The 17,527-nt window shown below is 72.6% G+C and carries 13 protein-coding genes; 7 read left to right on the top strand and 6 right to left on the bottom strand.

Going from position 1 to position 17,527, the window contains the following annotated elements:
• Positions 1 to 8: 8 nt before the first annotated feature.
• From cydB to cydC, 3 genes are all read left to right on the top strand, one after another.
• Positions 9 to 1,037, top strand: a complete 1,029-nt coding sequence (gene cydB, locus JD276_RS04105) for a cytochrome d ubiquinol oxidase subunit II (RefSeq protein ID WP_200114154.1) — start codon at positions 9 to 11, stop codon at positions 1,035 to 1,037.
• A gap of 235 nt (positions 1,038 to 1,272) precedes the next feature.
• Positions 1,273 to 2,991, top strand: coding sequence for a thiol reductant ABC exporter subunit CydD (gene cydD, locus JD276_RS04100; RefSeq protein ID WP_200114153.1), 1,719 nt, complete (start codon positions 1,273 to 1,275; stop codon positions 2,989 to 2,991).
• 5 nt (positions 2,992 to 2,996) lie between these two features.
• On the top strand, positions 2,997 to 4,748 hold the full coding sequence (gene cydC / locus JD276_RS04095; RefSeq protein WP_200114277.1) for a thiol reductant ABC exporter subunit CydC: 1,752 nt from the start codon (positions 2,997 to 2,999) through the stop codon (positions 4,746 to 4,748).
• Between the two features lie 21 nt (positions 4,749 to 4,769).
• On the opposite strand, the gene JD276_RS04090 is transcribed toward cydC, so the two are convergent.
• From JD276_RS04090 to JD276_RS04080, 3 genes are all read right to left on the bottom strand, one after another.
• Positions 4,770 to 5,012 (bottom strand): type II toxin-antitoxin system antitoxin, encoded by a 243-nt coding sequence (locus JD276_RS04090; RefSeq protein WP_200114150.1) that lies wholly within the window; start codon positions 5,010 to 5,012, stop codon positions 4,770 to 4,772.
• Positions 5,013 to 5,014: 2 nt separating this feature from the next.
• Positions 5,015 to 5,998, bottom strand: a complete 984-nt coding sequence (locus tag JD276_RS04085) for an SPFH domain-containing protein (RefSeq protein WP_200114149.1) — start codon at positions 5,996 to 5,998, stop codon at positions 5,015 to 5,017.
• 108 nt (positions 5,999 to 6,106) lie between these two features.
• On the bottom strand, positions 6,107 to 7,057 hold the full coding sequence (locus JD276_RS04080) for an aminotransferase class IV (protein ID WP_200114148.1): 951 nt from the start codon (positions 7,055 to 7,057) through the stop codon (positions 6,107 to 6,109).
• Positions 7,058 to 7,100: 43 nt separating this feature from the next.
• On the opposite strand from JD276_RS04080, the gene JD276_RS04075 reads away from it, so the two are divergent.
• From JD276_RS04075 to JD276_RS04060, 4 genes are all read left to right on the top strand, one after another.
• Positions 7,101 to 8,660: an anthranilate synthase component I family protein gene (locus JD276_RS04075; protein ID WP_200114147.1), complete on the top strand. Its 1,560-nt coding sequence runs from the start codon at positions 7,101 to 7,103 to the stop codon at positions 8,658 to 8,660.
• A 51-nt stretch (positions 8,661 to 8,711) separates the two neighbouring features.
• On the top strand, positions 8,712 to 11,243 hold the full coding sequence (gene leuS, locus JD276_RS04070; protein ID WP_372432818.1) for a leucine--tRNA ligase: 2,532 nt from the start codon (positions 8,712 to 8,714) through the stop codon (positions 11,241 to 11,243).
• Positions 11,244 to 11,460: 217 nt separating this feature from the next.
• On the top strand, positions 11,461 to 12,483 hold the full coding sequence (locus tag JD276_RS15840) for a ComEA family DNA-binding protein (protein ID WP_233615304.1): 1,023 nt from the start codon (positions 11,461 to 11,463) through the stop codon (positions 12,481 to 12,483).
• Positions 12,483 to 14,966 carry a ComEC/Rec2 family competence protein gene (locus tag JD276_RS04060; RefSeq protein WP_200114144.1) on the top strand — a complete coding sequence of 828 codons (2,484 nt, stop codon included), beginning with the start codon at positions 12,483 to 12,485 and terminating at the stop codon, positions 14,964 to 14,966. The genes JD276_RS15840 and JD276_RS04060 overlap by 1 nt, the downstream gene beginning before the upstream one ends.
• A 101-nt stretch (positions 14,967 to 15,067) precedes the next feature.
• On the opposite strand, the gene JD276_RS04055 is transcribed toward JD276_RS04060, so the two are convergent.
• From JD276_RS04055 to ectA, 3 genes are all read right to left on the bottom strand, one after another.
• Positions 15,068 to 15,469: an ectoine synthase gene (locus tag JD276_RS04055; RefSeq protein ID WP_200114139.1), complete on the bottom strand. Its 402-nt coding sequence runs from the start codon at positions 15,467 to 15,469 to the stop codon at positions 15,068 to 15,070.
• Positions 15,470 to 15,521: 52 nt separating this feature from the next.
• The gene (gene ectB / locus JD276_RS04050) at positions 15,522 to 16,790 is read right to left on the bottom strand and encodes a diaminobutyrate--2-oxoglutarate transaminase (RefSeq protein WP_200114138.1); all 1,269 of its coding nucleotides are present in this window, start codon (positions 16,788 to 16,790) and stop codon (positions 15,522 to 15,524) included.
• A gap of 101 nt (positions 16,791 to 16,891) precedes the next feature.
• Positions 16,892 to 17,377 carry a diaminobutyrate acetyltransferase gene (gene ectA / locus JD276_RS04045; RefSeq protein ID WP_200114136.1) on the bottom strand — a complete coding sequence of 162 codons (486 nt, stop codon included), beginning with the start codon at positions 17,375 to 17,377 and terminating at the stop codon, positions 16,892 to 16,894.
• Between the last annotated feature and the right edge of the window lie 150 nt (positions 17,378 to 17,527).

Here is a 17,527-nt window from a genome sequence, read left to right as displayed (position 1 = left end):
ACACCGCAATGGAACTGACCACAGTATGGTTCTTCATCGTCGGGGTGCTGCTGATCGGCTACTTCGTGCTCGACGGCTTCGACTTCGGCGTCGGCATGGCGCTGCCCTTCGTGAGTCGCGACGACACCGATCGCCGCGTGGTGATCAACACCATCGGCCCCGTCTGGGATCTCAACGAGACCTGGCTCATCGTCGCGGGCGCCTGCCTCTTCGCAGCCTTCCCCGAGTGGTACGCCACGATGTTCTCCGGCTTCTACCTCGCGCTGCTGCTGATCCTCGTCGCCCTGATCTTCCGCGGGGTCTCCTTCGAGTACCGCCACCAGGGCAAGGGGCGGGAGTGGACCCGCTGGTTCGACCAGTTCATCTTCTGGGGTTCGCTGCTGCCGCCGCTGCTCTGGGGCACCGCGTTCGCGAACCTCGCCCAGGGGCTGCCGATCCGCACCATGGACAACGGCGGCTGGATCTACGAGGGCACGCTGCTGACGCTGCTCAACCTCTACGGCCTGCTCGGCGGGGTCGCGCTCATGCTGCTGTGCTTCACCCACGGCCTCGTGTTCATCGCGCTGAAGACCTCCGGCGAGATCCGGGACCGGTCCCGAGCGCTCGCGAAGAAGGTCGGCCTCGCGACGATCCTCGTCGCCGCGGTCTTCCTCGCGTGGACCATCCTGCAGCACCTCGACAACCCCATGCTGCCCGTCGTGGCCGCCTGCGCGATCGTCGCAGCCCTCGCGCTCGTCGCCGGCTGGGTGGCGAACGCCGTCGGTCGTGAGGGCCGGGCGTTCGCGTGCAACGCGGCGACGATCGTGTTCGCGCTGCTGACGATCTTCATGGCGCTGTTCCCGAACCTCATGGTGTCGAGCATCGACCCGGCGGAGTCGATGTCGATCGAGGGGGCGGCGAGCTCGCAGAACACCCTGGTGCTCATGACCTGGGTGGCGGTCTTCACCATGCCGCTGGTGCTCGCCTACCAGGCGTGGACCTACTGGATCTTCCGCAAGCGCCTCTCGCGCGAGTCGATCCCGCAGGGCGCGCACTAGGGGGCGAGCGGGCCCCGGCGCTCCGGGGGCTCCCGGCGCTCCGGGGTTCGCGGTGCTCGGGGGCTCCCGGTGTTCCGGGGGCCCGCCGGGATCCGGATCGACGAGGCTCGGATCCCGGCACCCGGTATTTCATCAGATGTATGGCCCGCCGATTCCGTAGACTGCCGGAGGCGGAGCGGATGCGCACGCTCCGCCCGCCGCCCGCAGATCGCGCGACACGTAACGAGGACACCGGTTGAAACCTCTCGATCCCAGGCTGCTCCGCTACGCGAGCGCCGCCCGCGGGGTATTCGCGACGGGCGCGGCGCTCGGCCTGCTCCGCACCGCGGCCATCGTGGGCTGGTGCTGGTTCCTCGCGCAGGCGCTCGCGGTGCTGGTGCTGCCGGTGCTCGGCTCCCGCGGGGGAGAGGCGGCCGGCGAGGAGCTCACCGGTCGCGTGGCCGAGGGGGTGCAGGATCCCGAGCTCCTGCCGTGGCTGCTGGCCGGCGCGGGTGCGGCGCTGCTCGTCAGGGCGCTCAGCGGGTGGGGCATGGACGTCGTCGCCGCACGCGGAGCGATCCGCGCGAAGGCGCAGCTGAGATCCCGGGCTCTCGACGCGATCGACGGCCGCTCGCCCGAGTGGGCCGCCTCCCGGGCCGACGCGGGCATCGCGACCGTGCTGGGCCGGGGTCTCGACGCGCTCGACGGGTACTTCTCCGGGTACGTCCCGCAGCTGATCCTCACCGCCTGCGCGACGCCGTTCCTGATCCTCGCGGTGCTGCTCGCGGACCCCGTGAGCGGCATCACCGTGATCGTCGTCTTCCCCGTGATCCCGCTCTTCATGATCCTCATCGGACTGGCGACGCAGGCGGTGCAGGACCGGCAGTGGCAGCAGCTGCAGCGGCTCTCGTCCTCGTTCCTCGACGTCGTGACCGGGCTGCCCACGCTCAAGATCTTCCGCCGGGAGGAGCGCCAGGCCGCCCGCATCGCCCGCGAGACCGAGGAGTACCGCTCGCGCACCATGAGAGTGCTGCGGGTCACCTTCCTCTCGGGCTTCGTGCTCGACCTCGCCGGCACCTTCTCGATCGCGCTCGTCGCGGTGACCGTGGGCACGCGCCTCGTGTCGGGCGAGTTCCCGCTCGCCCTCGGGCTCTACGTGCTGCTCCTGCTTCCCGAGGTGTTCATCCCGATCCGCCAGGTGGGCGCGGCGTTCCACGCCTCCACGGAGGGGCTCGCGGCCTCGCAGCAGGTCTTCGACATCATCGAGGAGGATGCCGGGGCTGTGCCGGCTGCGTCTGCTGAGCCTGCCGAGGCTCCGGTGTCTGCTGAGATCCTCTCCGGAGGGAGCGCCGGCCGCGGAGGCGGCCGCGAGAACGGGCGTATCGCGTTCGACGGCGCGGTGTTCGCCCGGGGCGGGCGGCGGATCGTCGGCCCGGTGTCCTTCGAGGTGCGCCCCGGGGAGGTGGTCGCGCTCGCGGGCCCGTCGGGCGCGGGCAAATCGACACTGATCGCGGGCCTGCTCGGCTTCACGGCGCCCGAAGCGGGGGTGCTGAGCCGCCCCGCCGAGCTCGCGTGGTCCGGGCAGCGGCCGGGACTGCTGCAGGGCACCATCGCCGACAACGTGGCGCTCGGCGCCGGCGCCCCCGATGCCGGACTGGTGCGCCGCGCGCTCGACGCCGCCGGCCTGCCCGACGCCGACCCGGGGCGCGTGCTCGGCGCCGGCGGTTCGGGGCTCTCGGGGGGTCAGGCGCAGCGGGTCGGGATCGCGCGCTGCCTCTACCGGGCCTGGGCGGTCGATGCGGGGGCCGTCGTGCTCGACGAGCCCACTTCCGCCCTCGACGCCGCGACCGAGGCTCGCGTGGGTGCGGCGCTGCGTCGGGAGGCTGAGGCCGGCCGGGCTGTGCTCGTGGTGAGCCACCGCGAGGCGCTGATGGCGTCGGCCGATCGGGTGGTGCGCGTGGGGGAGGAATCGTGAGCGGAATGGAGTCGCGGAGCACGGCCGCGGGCGAGGCCGCCGTCGAGCGTGTGCTGCGGCGCGCGATGCCGTCGCGCCCGGCCCGCGCCCCCGGCGTCGTCCTGGGGGCGCTCGCCGACGGCTGCGTCGTCGGGCTGCTCGCCCTCAGCATGTGGCTGATCGTGCGGGCGGGGGAGCAACCCCCGATCCTCCACCTCACCTTCGCGATCGTCGGAGTGCGGGCGCTCGCCATCGGCAGGGCCGCGTTCCGCTACACGGAGCGTCTCGCGAGCCACAACGCCGCTCTCGCCCAGCTCGCCGAACTCCGCGTGTCGACCTTCGAGGCGCTCGTGCCCCGCGTGCCGGGGGCGATCGAGTCGCGCAGACGAGGGGAGGTGCTCGCGGCCTTCGTCGACGACGTCGACCAACTGCAGGATGAGCCGCTGCGCGTGCGCCAGCCGATCCTCGTGAGCGGCATCGTCGTCGGCCTCAGCCTCCTGGTGCTGGCGCTCGTCTCGCCGCCCGCCGCCCTGATCCTCGCCGCCTCCCTGCTCGTCTCCGGCGGCGCTGCGGCGTGGCTCTCCGAGCGCATCGCGGGCCGCAGCGACCGCGAGCTCTCCGCGGCCCGCGCCGCGCTGCTCGACACCCTGCTCGAGCGGTTCGCCGCGGCTGAGGTGCTCGCCGCCTTCGGGGCCCAGAATCTGCAGCGGCGCCGGATCGCCGCGGCCGAGGAGCGCCTCGCCCGGGTGCAGCTGCGGCGCAGCCGTGCGGCCGGCCTCACCGGCGCGATCCTGGCGCTCGGGTCGGGGGCGGCGTCGCTCCTCATCCTGCTGGCCGCCGCGCCGGCGCTCCACGCCGAGGGGCCGGGCGCGCTCTCCGCCCCCCTCGTCGCCGCGGCCGTCGTGGTGCCGGCCGCCGTGTTCGAGGTGTTCGCGCAGCTGCCCGCGGCGCTGGCGGCGCGGCGCACGGTGCGAGCGAGCGCGGAGCGGGTGGCCGAGCTCACCGAGGCCCCGATGCCGCCGGAGGTCCCGCGCGAGGGCGCCGGGAGCGGTGCGGTACCCCGCCCGGATCCCGCGGCCCCGCTCGTGGAGGTGCGCGACCTCTCGGTGAGCCATCCGGGCGCGCCGGCGCCCTCGGTGTCGGGCGTCTCCTTCGCAGTGCGCGCCGGGGAGACCCTCGTGCTGACGGGGGAGAGCGGCGCGGGCAAGAGCACGGTCGCACTCGCGCTCGTGAGGCTGCTGGAGTACGGCGGCGACTACCGGGTGCGCGGCGTCGAGGCGCGCGACCTGCCGATCCGGGAGCTGCGCTCGATCGTGGGCCTCTGCGAGCAGACGCCCCACCTCTTCGACGCCGACCTGCGCCAGAACCTGAAGTTCGCGCTCGACAGCGCGGGGCGCGGGGCATCGGGCAGCGGAGCCGTCGGCGCGTCCGACGCGGCATCCGACGGGGAGCTGATGGCGGCGCTCGACCGCGTCGGGCTCGGGGAGTGGGCGCGGGATCGCGGCGGGCTCGACAGTCCGGTCGGGGAGCGCGGCGCGCTCGTGAGCGGCGGCCAGGCACAGCGGATCGCGCTCGCGAGGGCGATCCTCGCCGACTTCCCGGTCGTCGTGCTCGACGAGCCCACCGCGGGGGTCGATCGGCAGCTGGCCGATCGCCTGCTCGTGGACCTGATCGGCGCCGTGCCCGAGGATCGCGCCGTGATCCTCATCACGCACACCGAGCTGCCCGAGGGGCTCGCGGACTCCCGGGTGCGGCGGCTGGAGCTCTCAGCGGGGTGAGCGACGCGGCGTCGCCCGCGCTCACTCCGGAGGCGTCTCGCGCGGCGGGCGGCCCCGCCCGCGCATCGGCCGCGGGCGGGGATCCCTGTCGGCCTCCACGAGCGCCCGCCTGAGGATGACCTCGATCTGCGCGTTCACCGAGCGGAGGTCGTCGGCCGCCCACTTCGCGACCGCGGCGTGCACGGCCGGGTCGAGCCGCAGCAGGAGCTGCTTCCTGCTGCGGCTGCGGGCCCGGCCCTCCGAACCGGGTTCCTGCTCGGCCATGGTCAGCCGTACAGCGACCCGGCGTTGATGACGGGGGTCGCCCGCTGCTCGCTCGTCAGGACCAGCAGGAGGTTCGACACCATCTGCGCCCGCCGCTCGTCGTCGAGCGCGACGATGTCCTCCCGCTCGAGGCGGTCGAGCGCCTGATCCACCATCGTCACGGCGCCCTCGACGATCTTCTCGCGGGCCGCGATGATGGCGCTCGCCTGCTGCCGCTGCAGCATGGCCTGGGCGATCTCGGGGGCGTAGGCCAGCGAGGAGATGCGCACCTCGAGCACCTCGAGGCCGGCCAGCGCGACGCGCGCGGCGACCTCCTCCGCGAGCTCGGCCGAGACGACATCCGTGCTCCCGCGCAGCGACTGCTCGCCCGGGCCGGGCTCGTCGTACGGGTGGGTCGTCGCGACGTGGCGCAGCGCCGCCTCGGCCTGGGTCTCGATGAACTCGTTGTAGTCCTCGACGGCGAAGACGGCCTTCGCGGTGTCGGCCACCTGCCACACCACGATCGCGGCGATGTGGATCGGATTACCGTCGGAATCGTTGACCTTCAACTCGTTCGTCTCGAAGTTGTGCACCCGGACCGAGACCTTCTTGCCGGTCGTGAAGGGTGCGGCGAGGCTGATGCCGGTGCTGCGGATGGTGCCGACGTAGCGGCCGAAGAACTGCCGCACCGAGGTCTGGCCGGGGGCGACGATCGTCACCATGCCCCACACCCACGGGCTGACGATCGCGAGCAGGATGCCGATCGCGATGCTGAGGCCCGCGATGACGCCCGAGCCGCCGTCGTCGAGGATCACGCCGCCGCGGATCACGAGCACGACGCCGCCGAGGAACGCGACGATGCTCAGGAGGAACAGGGAAAGTGCGATGCCCGAGCCGCCGTGCCACGCGGGGCGCTCGTCGACGTCGACGCGGATGCCGTCGTGGCCGACGGGCTCGGCGTTCACCGGGCCGATCTCTTGCGGTGCGGGTACGGGGTTCGTCGTCATCTGCGCTCCTTCGCTGGGTGATATAAAAATGATATCACTTTAGGTGCTCCGAGCGGCGAGAGGGACGAGGCCCTGCTCAGGCGAGGGTCTGCCCGGCCGCGCTCCTGCTCAGTTGCGCGGCGTCAGCGGCTGCCAGGCGCGATCGAGCGCGTCGCGGAACCACCGCAGCCGATCCGCATCGGGCGCCGGAAGCGCGACGTCGTCGATGCGGGTGACGACGCGGATCCCGTGCAGCGCGTTCACCGCCCACACCTCGTGCTGCGAGAGTTCGGCCGGTGTCGGTCGTCCTGCGGAGAGGGCGCCCGTGCGCCTGCGATTCGGACGACGCCCGACGAGCCGCTTCTGGGCGGCCTCGCGCAGCAGCTCCTCGGTGATCGAGCCCACTCGATCCGCGGCTGCGTTCGATCCCCACGGCTCATCGACGTAGTGGCCCGATCCGTCACCGCCGTCGGTCCACCAGACGAGGCTCGTCGTCGTCCCCTCGAGCACGCGCCCCCGGGGGTCGAGCAGCAGCGCCTCGGCTCCGAGCTCCCGATTCAGCGCCGAGTAGCGGGAGATGTTCGGGCCCTTGACTCCGGCACGCTCGACACCGACGTGCCCCGCCGTCCGCAGCTCGATCGTGTCGTGCAGCTCGGGCAGCGGGCGCAGTGCGAGGCCCAGCTCGGGATCGCGGTCGCCGTCGCCCCGGAGTTCGAGACGCGGGAACCCCTCGCCGTACTCCGCGATCCGCGCCAGGGCGTCGTCGAGGAAGGCGTCGACGCCCCGCAGGAGCCGCTCCTCCTCCGGGCGGCGCACGCTGCAGATGAACGAGGCCGTTCCGCGCTCCGCCCCGTACTCCCCGATGAGCGCTTCGACGGCCGGGCGCATCTCGGCCTCCCGCTCCGCGGCGCCGGGCCAGCACGCGAGCACCGACCGCGCGAAGCGGTCGCGATGGCGGTCCAGCCCGCGCACCTCGGCGACGCCGGTGCGCGGGTTCGTGCGCACGCGGAAGGAGTCCGCCACGAGCAGCGAGCCGGCGAGGGCGCTCGGCGATCGGTCGCGTGAGGGGGAGGCCGGCATGCACCGAACGTACCATCGGTGCCCGGCTCGGCCCACTACGCTGATGACCGTGGAGCAGACGGACGGGCCGCCGAGCGGGGAGCCGGCTGGGGCGGCGCGCTCCGTGCCCTGCCCCGTCACTTGCCCCGAGGATCCTGCGGCCGTCGCTCGCTCGCTCGCCGGTGCCGAGCGGCCCTGGTTCTGGTTCGACGGCGAGACCGCGGCGCCGGGCGAACCCCGGGTGAGCACCCTCGGCGTCGCGAGCGAGCTGCGGATCGCTGAGCCTGGCGGCGAGCGGGAGTTCCTCGCCGGTCTCAGGGCCGAGCACCCGGAACCCGGGGGAGATCGGGGCGCGGGGCTGCATCATGGCTGGGTGGTGGCGCTGGGCTACGAATTCGGGGTGACGCTGATGGGGCTCGATCCACTGCCCGACGCCGTTCCCGCCGCATTCGCGCTGCGCGTGGACGGTGTGCTCGCGGTCGACCACGAGAGCGGGACCGCTGAGCTGCGGGGCGATGCCGCGGCACTCGCGGAGCTGCTCGGTGAGCTTCCCGGCGCGCCCGGTGCTGCGCTCGCCGAGCCGAACGCGGGCTCGGGAGCCTCTCCCGCCCCTCCGCGCCTCGACCGCGTCCCGTATCTCGGCTTTCACCCGTATTTCGGCTCGGATCGCCCGGAACGATCCGAAACGACGGTGAGAGCCGAAGAACGGGATGCGGCGGGGCCGCGTCCCACCTGGCGCAGCACCGAGACCGCGTACGCCGAGGAGGTCGAGGCGTGCCGCTCGGCGATCCGCGACGGCGACGCCTACGTGCTCTGCCTCACCGACACCGCCGAGGTTCCGGGCGACTTCGACCCGCTCGGGCTCTTCCTCCGGCTGCGGGAGCGCGGCGGCGCCGTGCGCGGCGGTGTGGTCGTCGCGGGCGATCGTGCGCTCGTGAGTGCGAGCCCCGAGCGGTTTCTGAGCGTGCGGGATCGGCGGATCCGCACCCACCCCATCAAGGGGACCCGCCCGCGCGACGTGTCGCCCGAGCGCGACGCCGAGCTGCGCGCCGAGCTCGCGGCGGATCCGAAGGAGCGCGCCGAGAACCTCATGATCGTCGACCTCATGCGCAACGACCTGAGCCGGGTGTGCGGACCGGGAACGGTGAGCGTCGAGCGCTTCCTCGACGTCGAGACGCACCCGCACGTGCACCAGCTCGTCAGCACGGTCGCGGGAATGCTCCGCGCCGACGCCGATGTCTTCGACGCGGTCGAGGCGTGCTTTCCCGGCGGATCGATGACCGGCGCTCCGAAGCGCCGGGCCGTCGAGATCCTCGCGGCTCTCGAGCGCGGGCCGCGAGGTCTCTACTCCGGGTGCTTCGGCTGGGTCGACGACGGCGGGGACGCCGAACTCGCGATGACGATCCGCAGCATCGAGCTCCGCGGTATCGCCGCTCGCGGTGTCCGCGCTGCTGACGGCACTCGCGACGCCGGCGCCCCTGGCACCGGCACCAGTGCCACTGGCACCGGCAGCGCGCGCGTCGGTGCCGGCGGCGGGATCACGGTCGACAGCGATCCCGAGCGGGAGCTCGGGGAGAAGGAGCTGAAGGCAGCGCCCCTGCTCGCGGCGCTCGGGTATTCTTGAAGAATGTGTGCGTGCCCGCCTGAACGCGGGCCGATCCCGAACTAAATCGAGGTGTGTGTGAGCGAGCAGCAGGACCGGCAGGCCGAGGGCTACGACTTCCGGGCGATCCAGGATCGCTGGCTTCCGGTGTGGGAGGATCTGCGGCCGTTCGAGGCGGGTAAGGCGGGCGACGATCGCCCGAAGAAGTACGTGCTCGACATGTTCCCCTACCCCTCGGGCGATCTGCACATGGGGCATGCCGAGGCCTTCTGCTTCGGCGACATCCTCGCGCGCTACTGGCGCGGACGCGGCTATGACGTGCTGCACCCGATCGGCTGGGACTCCTTCGGCCTGCCCGCCGAGAACGCCGCGATCAAACGCGGAGTGGATCCGCGCGAGTGGACCTACGCGAACATCGAGCAGCAGAAGGCGTCGTTCCGGGTCTACGCCCCCTCCTTCGACTGGAGCCGTGTGCTGCACACGAGCGATCCCGAGTACTACAAGTGGAACCAGTGGATCTTCCTCAAGATGTACGAGAAGGGCCTCGCCTACCGCAAGGCCAGCTGGGTGAACTGGGATCCGGTGGATCAGACCGTGCTGGCGAACGAGCAGGTGCTCGCCGACGGCACGTCCGAGCGGTCGGGCGCCGTCGTCGTCAAGAAGAAGCTGACCCAGTGGTACTTCCGCATCACCGACTACGCGGACCGCCTGCTCGACGACCTCGACCAGCTTGAAGGCAAGTGGCCGACCAAGGTGCTGAACATGCAGCGCAACTGGATCGGCCGCTCGCGCGGCGCCGAGGTCGAGTTCGAGATCGAGGGCCGCGAGCAGCGCGTGCCGGTCTTCACCACGCGCCCCGACACCCTGCACGGCGCGACCTTCATGGTCGTCGCCCCCGACTCCGACCTCGCCGCGGAGCTCGCGGCGGGCGCCTCGCCCGAGGTGCGCATGCAGTTCCAAGCGTACCTCGAGCAGGCGCAGAAGCAGAGCGAGATCGACCGGCAGAACGCCGACCGCGAGAAGACGGGCGTCTTCCTCGACCACTTCGCGGTGAACCCGGTGAACGGCGAGCGGATCCCCGTCTGGGCCGCCGACTACGTGCTCGCCGACTACGGCCACGGCGCGATCATGGCGGTGCCCGCCCACGACCAGCGCGACCTCGACTTCGCGCTGAAGTTCGAGCTGCCCGTGCGCGTGGTGCTCGACGTGCGCGGCGAAGACGGCGAGTCGCTTCCGGATCCGGTCGAGAGCGGCGTCGCGCTCGCCGGCGACGGCACGCTGGTCAACTCGGCCGAGCTCGACGGGCTGTCGAAGGCCGACGCGATCGCGCGCGCCGTCGAGATCCTCGAGGAGCGCGGCACCGGCCGCGCCGCCACCACCTACCGCCTGCGCGACTGGTTGATCTCGCGCCAGCGCTACTGGGGCACCCCGATCCCGATCCTGCACGCCGAGGACGGCTCGATGCAGCCCGTCCCCGAGAGCGCGCTGCCGGTCGTGCTGCCCTCGTCCGAGGGGCTCGACCTGAAGCCGAAGGGCACCTCGCCGCTCGGCGGCGCGACCGAGTGGGCGACCGTCGTCGATCCCGAGACGGGGGCGACTCTGACCCGGGATCCCGACACGATGGACACCTTCGTCGACAGCTCGTGGTACTACTTCCGCTTCCTCTCGGCGAACGACGGCACGCAGGCGTTCGATCCTGCCGAGGCGAAGAAGTGGGCCCCCGTCGACCAGTACGTGGGCGGCGTCGAGCACGCGATCCTGCACCTGCTCTACTCGCGCTTCATCACGAAGGTGATGCACGATCTCGGCTACATCGACTTCGAGGAGCCGTTCCTCGACATGCTGAACCAGGGCATGGTGCTGCTCGACGGCGCGAAGATGTCGAAGTCGAAGGGCAACCTCGTCGAGTTCGCCTCCGAGCTGCGGGATCACGGCGCCGACGCGCTGCGCGTGACGCTGGCCTTCGCCGGTCCGCCCGAGGATGACATCGACTGGGCCGACGTGTCGGTGCAGGGCTCGGCGAAGTTCCTGGCGCGTGCCTGGCGGCTCGCCGACGACGTGCAGGGTTCGGGATCGGCGCCGGGAGCGTCCTTCGCCTCCGGCGACGCCGCGCTGCGCCGGGCCACTCACCGGTTGCTCGCCGACGCACCCGGCCTCGTCGAGCAGTACAAGTTCAACGTCGTCGTGGCGCGCCTCATGGAGCAGGTCAACGTCACCCGCAAGGCCGTGGACTCCGGGTGCGGCGCGGCCGACCCCGCGGTGCGGGAATCGGTCGAGGCGATCGCGGTGATCCTCTCGCTCTTCGCGCCCTACACGGCCGAGGACATGTGGGCGAAGCTGGGCCACGAGCCGACCGTGGCCCTCGTGACCTGGCCCGAAGCCGACCCCGCGCTGCTGGTCGAGGACGAGATCACCCTCGTCGTGCAGGTCGATGGCAAGGTCCGGGATCGCCTGACGCTGCCGGCCTCGGTGTCCGCCGAGGACGCGGAGGCCGCCGCGCGCGCCTCGGCCGCGGTGCAGCGCGCCGTCGGGGATCGTGCCGTGGTGAACGTCGTCGTGCGCGTGCCGAAGATCGTGAGCATCGCGACGAAGCCCGCGGCATAGGGGCGGCTCAGGCCGGGTGGTGCTCGGTCGGCCGGGTGGTGCTCGGTCGGCCGGGTGGTGCTCGGTCGGCCGGTTCCTCCCGCCCGGGGCTCCGATGCGTGTCCGCGCGCTGATCGCTCTCGTCCACAGACCGCGTTCCCGCCCGTCGAGCGGCGCGTCCTCCACATCGGAGGCTGCTCGCGAGCCTGAGAGGCGTCGCGCGACCTAACGTTGCGGCATGACGGCAACACGAGACCTTCCCGGTCGCAGAGGGGCGCACGGTGAGGAGAGCGCCGCGGGCCTCGGGCTCGCGGATCGTCTCCTCGCCGCGCGGAGCGGCTCCGAACAGCCCGTGCGCCTCCGCGCCGAACAGCCCGTGCGCCTCCGCGCCGAGGAGGTCGACGACGCCCGGAGCACCGGCGACGGTCGCGGGGCGGACTCCGATCGAACCTCGGCAGACGCGGACCCCGACCCGAGCGGGGAGCCTCCCGAGCCCCTGAACTGGCGCCCGCCGCCGACGCTGAGGCAGCGCCTGTCGAGGGCCGTCTCGGTGCCCGCTCTCGCCGGCGCCGTCGTGTTCGTCGCGGCCGTGGTCATCGCCATCGTCGTGGTGATGGCGAAGCCGCACGATCCGCTCGGGGCGGCACTCGACGCTGACCGGGCAGCGGCGTCGCTCTCCGAGGGCGGTTCCGCGGCGACCGGGGTCGACTCCGACTCCGGCGACACTGCCGATGCGACCGGCACGTCGAGGGGAGCGAACACGGGTGACCCGACCGGCGAGGTGTTCGTGCACGTGGTCGGCGAGGTGAACGACCCGGGCGTGTACGAGCTGCCGGCCGACGCTCGGGTCGAGGCGGCCATCGACGCCGCAGGAGGCACGACGCCGGAGGCGGTGCTCTCGGGTGTCAACCTGGCAAGGGTCGTCGCGGACGGCGAGCAGATCCTCGTTCCCGACGCGGAGACGGCTGCCGCAGCTGCTGCAGGGACCGCGCCGGGCGCAGCTCCAGGCGGAGGCCCCGGCGCCTCTTCTGAGGCGGAGGCCGGCGTCGGCGGAGCCGCTATCGGCACCGGCCTCGTGAACCTGAATACCGCCGATGCGGCCGCCCTCGAGACGCTGCCCCGGGTGGGTCCGGCGCTCGCGCAACGGATCATCGACTGGCGTGGGGCGAACGGCGGCTTCGCCAGCGTCGATCAGCTGCTGGAGGTCTCCGGGATCGGAGTCAAGACGCTCGAGGGCCTGCGGGATCGGGTGGCGGTCTGATGGGGCTCGACGGACGCGCGGCCCGCTCTCCGCCGGGGCAATGGCGGCTGTTCGGCCCGGCCCTGCTCGGCTGGGCGGTCGCCGCCGCAGCCGTCGTGCTGCCCGGGACGGGGCGCTGGATCGCTCTCGGAGCCGGCGTCACGGGCGCGGGGCTGCTGCTGGCGGCGCTCCATCGCGACGCGGGCAGAGCGCGCCCCGTCGCTCGCGTCGGCAGGAGACTGCTGCGCTACGGGGCCGTGGGCTGCGCCGTGCTCCTCGTGCTCGGGGCGCGCATCGAGGCGAAGGAGGCGGCGAGGTCCGACCCGGGGCTCGCCCTCGCCGCGGAGCAGCGCACCGTCGTCGCCCTGCGGGCCGTCCTCACGGGCTACCCCGAAGCGACGCGGACGGCCTTCGGCAGCCGGGGGTGGGCCCGGGCGGAGGTCGAGGCCGCGAGCGGCGCCGTGCCCGTCCTGCTGTGGTTCGACGACGAGATCGAGCGGTGGGGGCCGGGCACCCGGCTCGGCATCCGAGGCCACCTCGAGCGCCTCGATCCCGGCTCCGCGGCGGCCTACGGCGTCGCCGTGCGGGCGTTCTCGGAGGCGCCGGCGCCGGAGATCGGCCTCCCGGCGGGAAGCGGCGGCGGGCTTCGGGAGGCCGCCGGAACCGCCGCGGCCGAGCTGCGGCAGCGGCTGCGGACCGCGGCGGAGCGCGTCCCGGGGGCGGAACTCGTGCCGGGCTTCGCCGTGGGCGACACCTCGCTCGTGCCGGAGGAGCTGGAGGAGCAGATGCTCGCGAGCTCGCTCACGCACCTCACGGCGGTCTCCGGGTCGAACATCTCCCTGATCTGCGGAGCGGCGATCTGGTGCGCCTCGCGTCTCGGCGCCGGCTTCCGACTGCGGCCGGCGATCGCCGCCGCCGTGCTCGCCGGTTTCGTCGTCGTCGTCGGTCCCGACGCGAGCGTGCAGCGCGCGGCGGTCATGGCCGCCGTCATCCTGGTGTCGGGCTTCGGGGGCAAGCGCGCCGTCTCCCTGCCCTCGCTCGGCATCGCGATGCTCGTGCTGCTCGTCGCCGACCCCTGGCAGGCGCTGCAGCCCGGCTTCGCGCTCTCCGTCGCGGCGACCGCCGGCATCCTGCTCCTCGTTCCCTCGATCGACCGCGGACTGCGTCGCCTCGTGCGGGTGCCCGGTCTGCCGCGGGCTCCGCGGGCGCTGACGCTCCCGATCTCCATCGCGATCGCCGCCCAGCTGGCCTGCGGTCCGCTCCTGCTCCTGCTGCAGCCGGGCCTCCCCGCATCGGGGATCCTCGCCAACGTGCTCGCGGCGCCCGCGGCTCCGTTCGGCACGGGAATCGGTCTGCTCGGCATGCTGCTGCTGCCGTTCGCGGCGATGGCGGGGGAGTGGGCCGTCGGCCTGGCGAGCATCCCGGCGCGCTGGGTCGCGGCGACGGCGGAGGTGACCGCCGCTCTCCCGCTCGCCCGGTGGCACTGGCCGGAGGGATGGGCGGGCGCCCTCCTGCTCGCGGCGTGCGAGGGCGCCGCGCTGCTCGGCTGGGCGGTCGCCACGGGCCGCATCGCGCTGCCCGGCGGCACGCCGCGCCCCCGTCGCGCCCCCTGGGAACGGGCGATCGGGCGGTCTCGGGCTCAGCGGGCAGCGGTCGCCCTGCTCGCCTGCGCCTCGGCGGGGATCTTCGTCTCGGTCACCGCTGCGGCGCCGCTCGTCGAGCGGATCGGCACGCCCGCGGACTGGAGCGTCGTCGCGTGCGACGTCGGGCAGGGCGACGCGCTCCTGCTGCGCGATCCCGACCGGCCTGATGCGGTGATGCTCGTGGACACCGGCGACGACCCCGAGCTGCTGGGCGCCTGCCTCGATCGCTTCGGCGTGCGGAGCATCGCCCTGCTCGTCCTCACGCACGACGATCGCGACCACGTCGGCGCGCTCTCGGCCGTGGCCGAACGCGTCGAGGCCGCGCTGATCGCTCCGCCCCACGCTCAGGGCGGTGCGGATCGGGCCGTCGTGCGGCAGCTCGAGGCCGCGGCGGTGCGGACGACCGTCGGCACCGCCGGGATGAGCGGTGGGCTCGGGGGCGGGCGGGGCCTCGGATGGGAGGTGCTGGCGCCGAGGCCGGATGTCGTGCCGAGCGACAGCAACGCCGCGAGCGTCGTGCTGCGCGTGCGTGCCGGCGACCTCACGGCGCTGCTCCTCGCGGATACCGGCCGCGAGGAGCACGTCTCTCTCCTGGCGTCGGGCCTCGACCTCTCGGCCCACGTCGTGAAGATCGCGCATCACGGATCCCGCGATCAGGATCCCCGCATCCTCGCGGCGAGCGGAGCCGAGTACGGGCTGATCTCCGCCGGCGAGGACAACGGCTACGGACATCCGCACCCCGACGTGCTCTCCGACCTCGCGGCCTCCGGCATCGCCGCGCTGCGCACCGACCGGCACGGATCGGTCGCGATCGCCGGCGAGCCGGGGCGATTGCGGGCGTGGGCAGCGCGCGCCGGGTGAGGCGAGTACCGCGAGTGCAGCGAGTGCGGGCGCGGGCCGAGCGAGCCGGGTGCGGCGAGTGCGGAGGCGGGGTGAACTGCGCGGCGAGGCGAGTGCGCCGCTCACGCGCTCCGATCGTCCTCCGTGACCAACGGGTACACGCCGTTCTCGTCGTGCACCTCGCGACCGGTGACGGGCGGATTGAAGACGCAGGCCATGCGCAGCTCGGACCGGGCGCGCACCGAGTGCCTCTCGTTGCCGTCGAGCAGATACATGGTGCCGTCGCGCAGCGGGAAGACCTCGCCGGTCTCCTCGTTCGTGAGGGTGCCCTCGCCCTGCACGCAGTAGACCGCCTCGACGTGGTTCTGGTAGTGGAAGGTCGACGTGGTGCCGGCGTAGATGACGGTGTCGTGGAAGGAGAAGCCGACGCCCTCCTTCGCGAGGACCATGCGCCGGCTGCGCCAGGTCTCCGACTTCACGTCGCGGTCGGTGTCGTCGAGATCGTGGAGATCGATGACGTGCATGTTCGGTGTTCCTCCTCGGTGCGGAAACGGTGGCAGGGGCGGGCGGCCGCGTTCAGACGCCGGCCGGTTCGGGTTCTCGGGTCTGCGCTCGCACGGCGGCCGCGAGGATCTCGAACCCCGCGTCGAGATCGCGCGTGCTGATCGTGAGCGGCGGCATCAGCTTGAGCACCTCGTTCCGCGGGCCGGAGGTCTCGACCAGCAGACCGCTGGCGAACGACTCGGCGGCCACCCGCTCGGCCGTGCCGGGATTCTCGAAGCAGATCCCGGCCAGCAGACCGCGACCGCGGATGCTCGCGCCGTCGACCTCGGCCACGATCGACTGCATCCACCGCTGCAGCTGGGCCACCGTGCCTCCGAGCAGATTCTGGAAGGATGCGTCGGCCCAGTAGGTGCGCAGCGCCGCGGTCGCGGTGACGAAGGCTGGGGCGTTCCCGCGGAACGTGCCGTTGTGCTCCCCGGGTGCCCAGACGTCGAGTTCGGGTCTGAACAGGGTGAGCGCCATCGGCAGCCCCGATCCCGAGATGGATTTCGAGAGGCAGACGATGTCGGGCACGATCCCGGACTCCTCGAAGCTGAAGAAGGAGCCGGTGCGTCCGCACCCCGCCTGCACGTCGTCGACGATGAGCAGGATGCCGTGCCGGCGGCACAGCTCCGAGAGTCCGCGGAGCCAGTCGGCGCGGGCCGCGCGCACCCCGCCTTCGCCCTGCACCGTCTCCACGATGATCGCCGCCGGCCTGTCGACGCCGGATCCGGAGTCCTCGAGCACCCGCTCGAGCCAGAGGAGATCCGGGGTCTCGCCGTCGAGGTAGTCGTCGTACGGGATCTTCGAGCTGTTGGTCAGCGGGATCCCGGCCCCCTGCCGCTTCATCGAGTTCCCAGTGACCGACAGCGAGCCGAGGGTCATGCCGTGGAAGGCGTTGGTGAACGAGAGGATGTGCTGACGCCCCGTGACCTTGCGGGCGAGCTTGAGCGCCGCCTCCACGGTGTTCGTGCCGGTCGGTCCGGGGAACATCACCCGGTAGTCGAGATGCCGCGGACGCAGGATCAGGTCCCGGAAGGTCTCGAGGAACTCCCGCTTTGCCGGGGTCTTCATGTCGAGCGAGTGGAGCACCGCGCCCGACTGGAGGTAGCGGATGAGCGGCTCCATCACGGCGGGATTGTTGTGGCCGTAGTTGAGTGCCCCCGCTCCGGCGAAGAAGTCGACGTACTCGCCGCCGTCCTCCGCCCACTGGCGGGCTCCCTCGGCTCGGGTGAAGACGGCTGGCCAGGAGCGCGAGTAGCTGCGCACCTCGGATTCGAGGGTGTCGAAGATGTCGGTCATGGTGAGGTCTGCTTTCCTTTCTCGTGCGGTCGTCCGGGAGCGGGAGCGCGCACGATGGCGCTCGCCCGGGAACTCCCGAGCCCGGCCGCCTCCGGCGGCGATCAGGCGACCGGCTCGATCTCGTACAGGAACTCCGTGTCGTGCCGATCGGGGTACAGCTCCTCGGTGAAGAGGGGCCTGCTGACGCAGGCGGCGCCGCGTCGCTCGGCGAACGCGGCGAAGAGGCGGCTCGACGCGTCGTTGTCCGCGGTGATCGTGGTCTCGAGGCGGCTTGTGCCGGTGCGGTCGACGAGCTCCTCGAGCATCTGCAGGGCGAGTCCCCGCCCGCGGTGCCGCTCGCCGACCGCGATCTGCCAGATCATGAGCGTCTCGGGCGATTCGGGGCGGGTGTAGCCGGTCACGAAGCCCGCGGGATCGTCGGCGACGGTCGCGATGGCCGAGGTCTCGGCGAAGTCGCGGCACCAGAGCAGGTACGAGTAGCTGGAGTTGAGGTCGAGCACGCGGGAATCGCGGGCGAGCGCCCACAGGTGCTGCCCGTCCTCCATCGTGGGAATCCGAATATCGACATCGGCCTCCGCGGTGGTCATCGGTTCTGCGAGTGTCGTTGTCACCCGTCCCAACATAACGAGCGTCGATTCCGCGTCAAGCCGGGGAAGCCGCGATTCCCGCCCCTGCGCGGGGGTGCAGACGCCCGATCGGGAACGCTCAGCGCCAGAGGCTCACTGGGAAGTCCGGGG

It is taken from the genome of Leucobacter chromiisoli, from assembly GCF_016522505.1.
GTDB lineage: Bacteria > Actinomycetota > Actinomycetes > Actinomycetales > Microbacteriaceae > Leucobacter > Leucobacter chromiisoli.
Note: the sequence above shows the minus strand (reverse complement) of the source record. Positions and strands in the feature narration are given on the sequence as shown.

What these genes read in the sequence shown, in the direction of transcription:
- JD276_RS04080 (WP_200114148.1), bottom strand. Translation starts at nt 7,057, where the DNA reads ATGCCGGCCTCCCCCTCACGCGACCGATCGCCGAGCGCCCTCGCCGGC.
- cydB (WP_200114154.1), top strand. Translation starts at nt 9, where the DNA reads ATGGAACTGACCACAGTATGGTTCTTCATCGTCGGGGTGCTGCTGATC.
- JD276_RS04085 (WP_200114149.1), bottom strand. Translation starts at nt 5,998, where the DNA reads ATGACGACGAACCCCGTACCCGCACCGCAAGAGATCGGCCCGGTGAAC.
- JD276_RS04060 (WP_200114144.1), top strand. Translation starts at nt 12,483, where the DNA reads ATGGGGCTCGACGGACGCGCGGCCCGCTCTCCGCCGGGGCAATGGCGG.
- JD276_RS04090 (WP_200114150.1), bottom strand. Translation starts at nt 5,012, where the DNA reads ATGGCCGAGCAGGAACCCGGTTCGGAGGGCCGGGCCCGCAGCCGCAGC.
- JD276_RS04075 (WP_200114147.1), top strand. Translation starts at nt 7,101, where the DNA reads ATGACCGTGGAGCAGACGGACGGGCCGCCGAGCGGGGAGCCGGCTGGG.
- JD276_RS15840 (WP_233615304.1), top strand. Translation starts at nt 11,461, where the DNA reads ATGACGGCAACACGAGACCTTCCCGGTCGCAGAGGGGCGCACGGTGAG.
- ectA (WP_200114136.1), bottom strand. Translation starts at nt 17,377, where the DNA reads ATGACCACCGCGGAGGCCGATGTCGATATTCGGATTCCCACGATGGAG.
- ectB (WP_200114138.1), bottom strand. Translation starts at nt 16,790, where the DNA reads ATGACCGACATCTTCGACACCCTCGAATCCGAGGTGCGCAGCTACTCG.
- cydC (WP_200114277.1), top strand. Translation starts at nt 2,997, where the DNA reads ATGGAGTCGCGGAGCACGGCCGCGGGCGAGGCCGCCGTCGAGCGTGTG.
- JD276_RS04055 (WP_200114139.1), bottom strand. Translation starts at nt 15,469, where the DNA reads ATGCACGTCATCGATCTCCACGATCTCGACGACACCGACCGCGACGTG.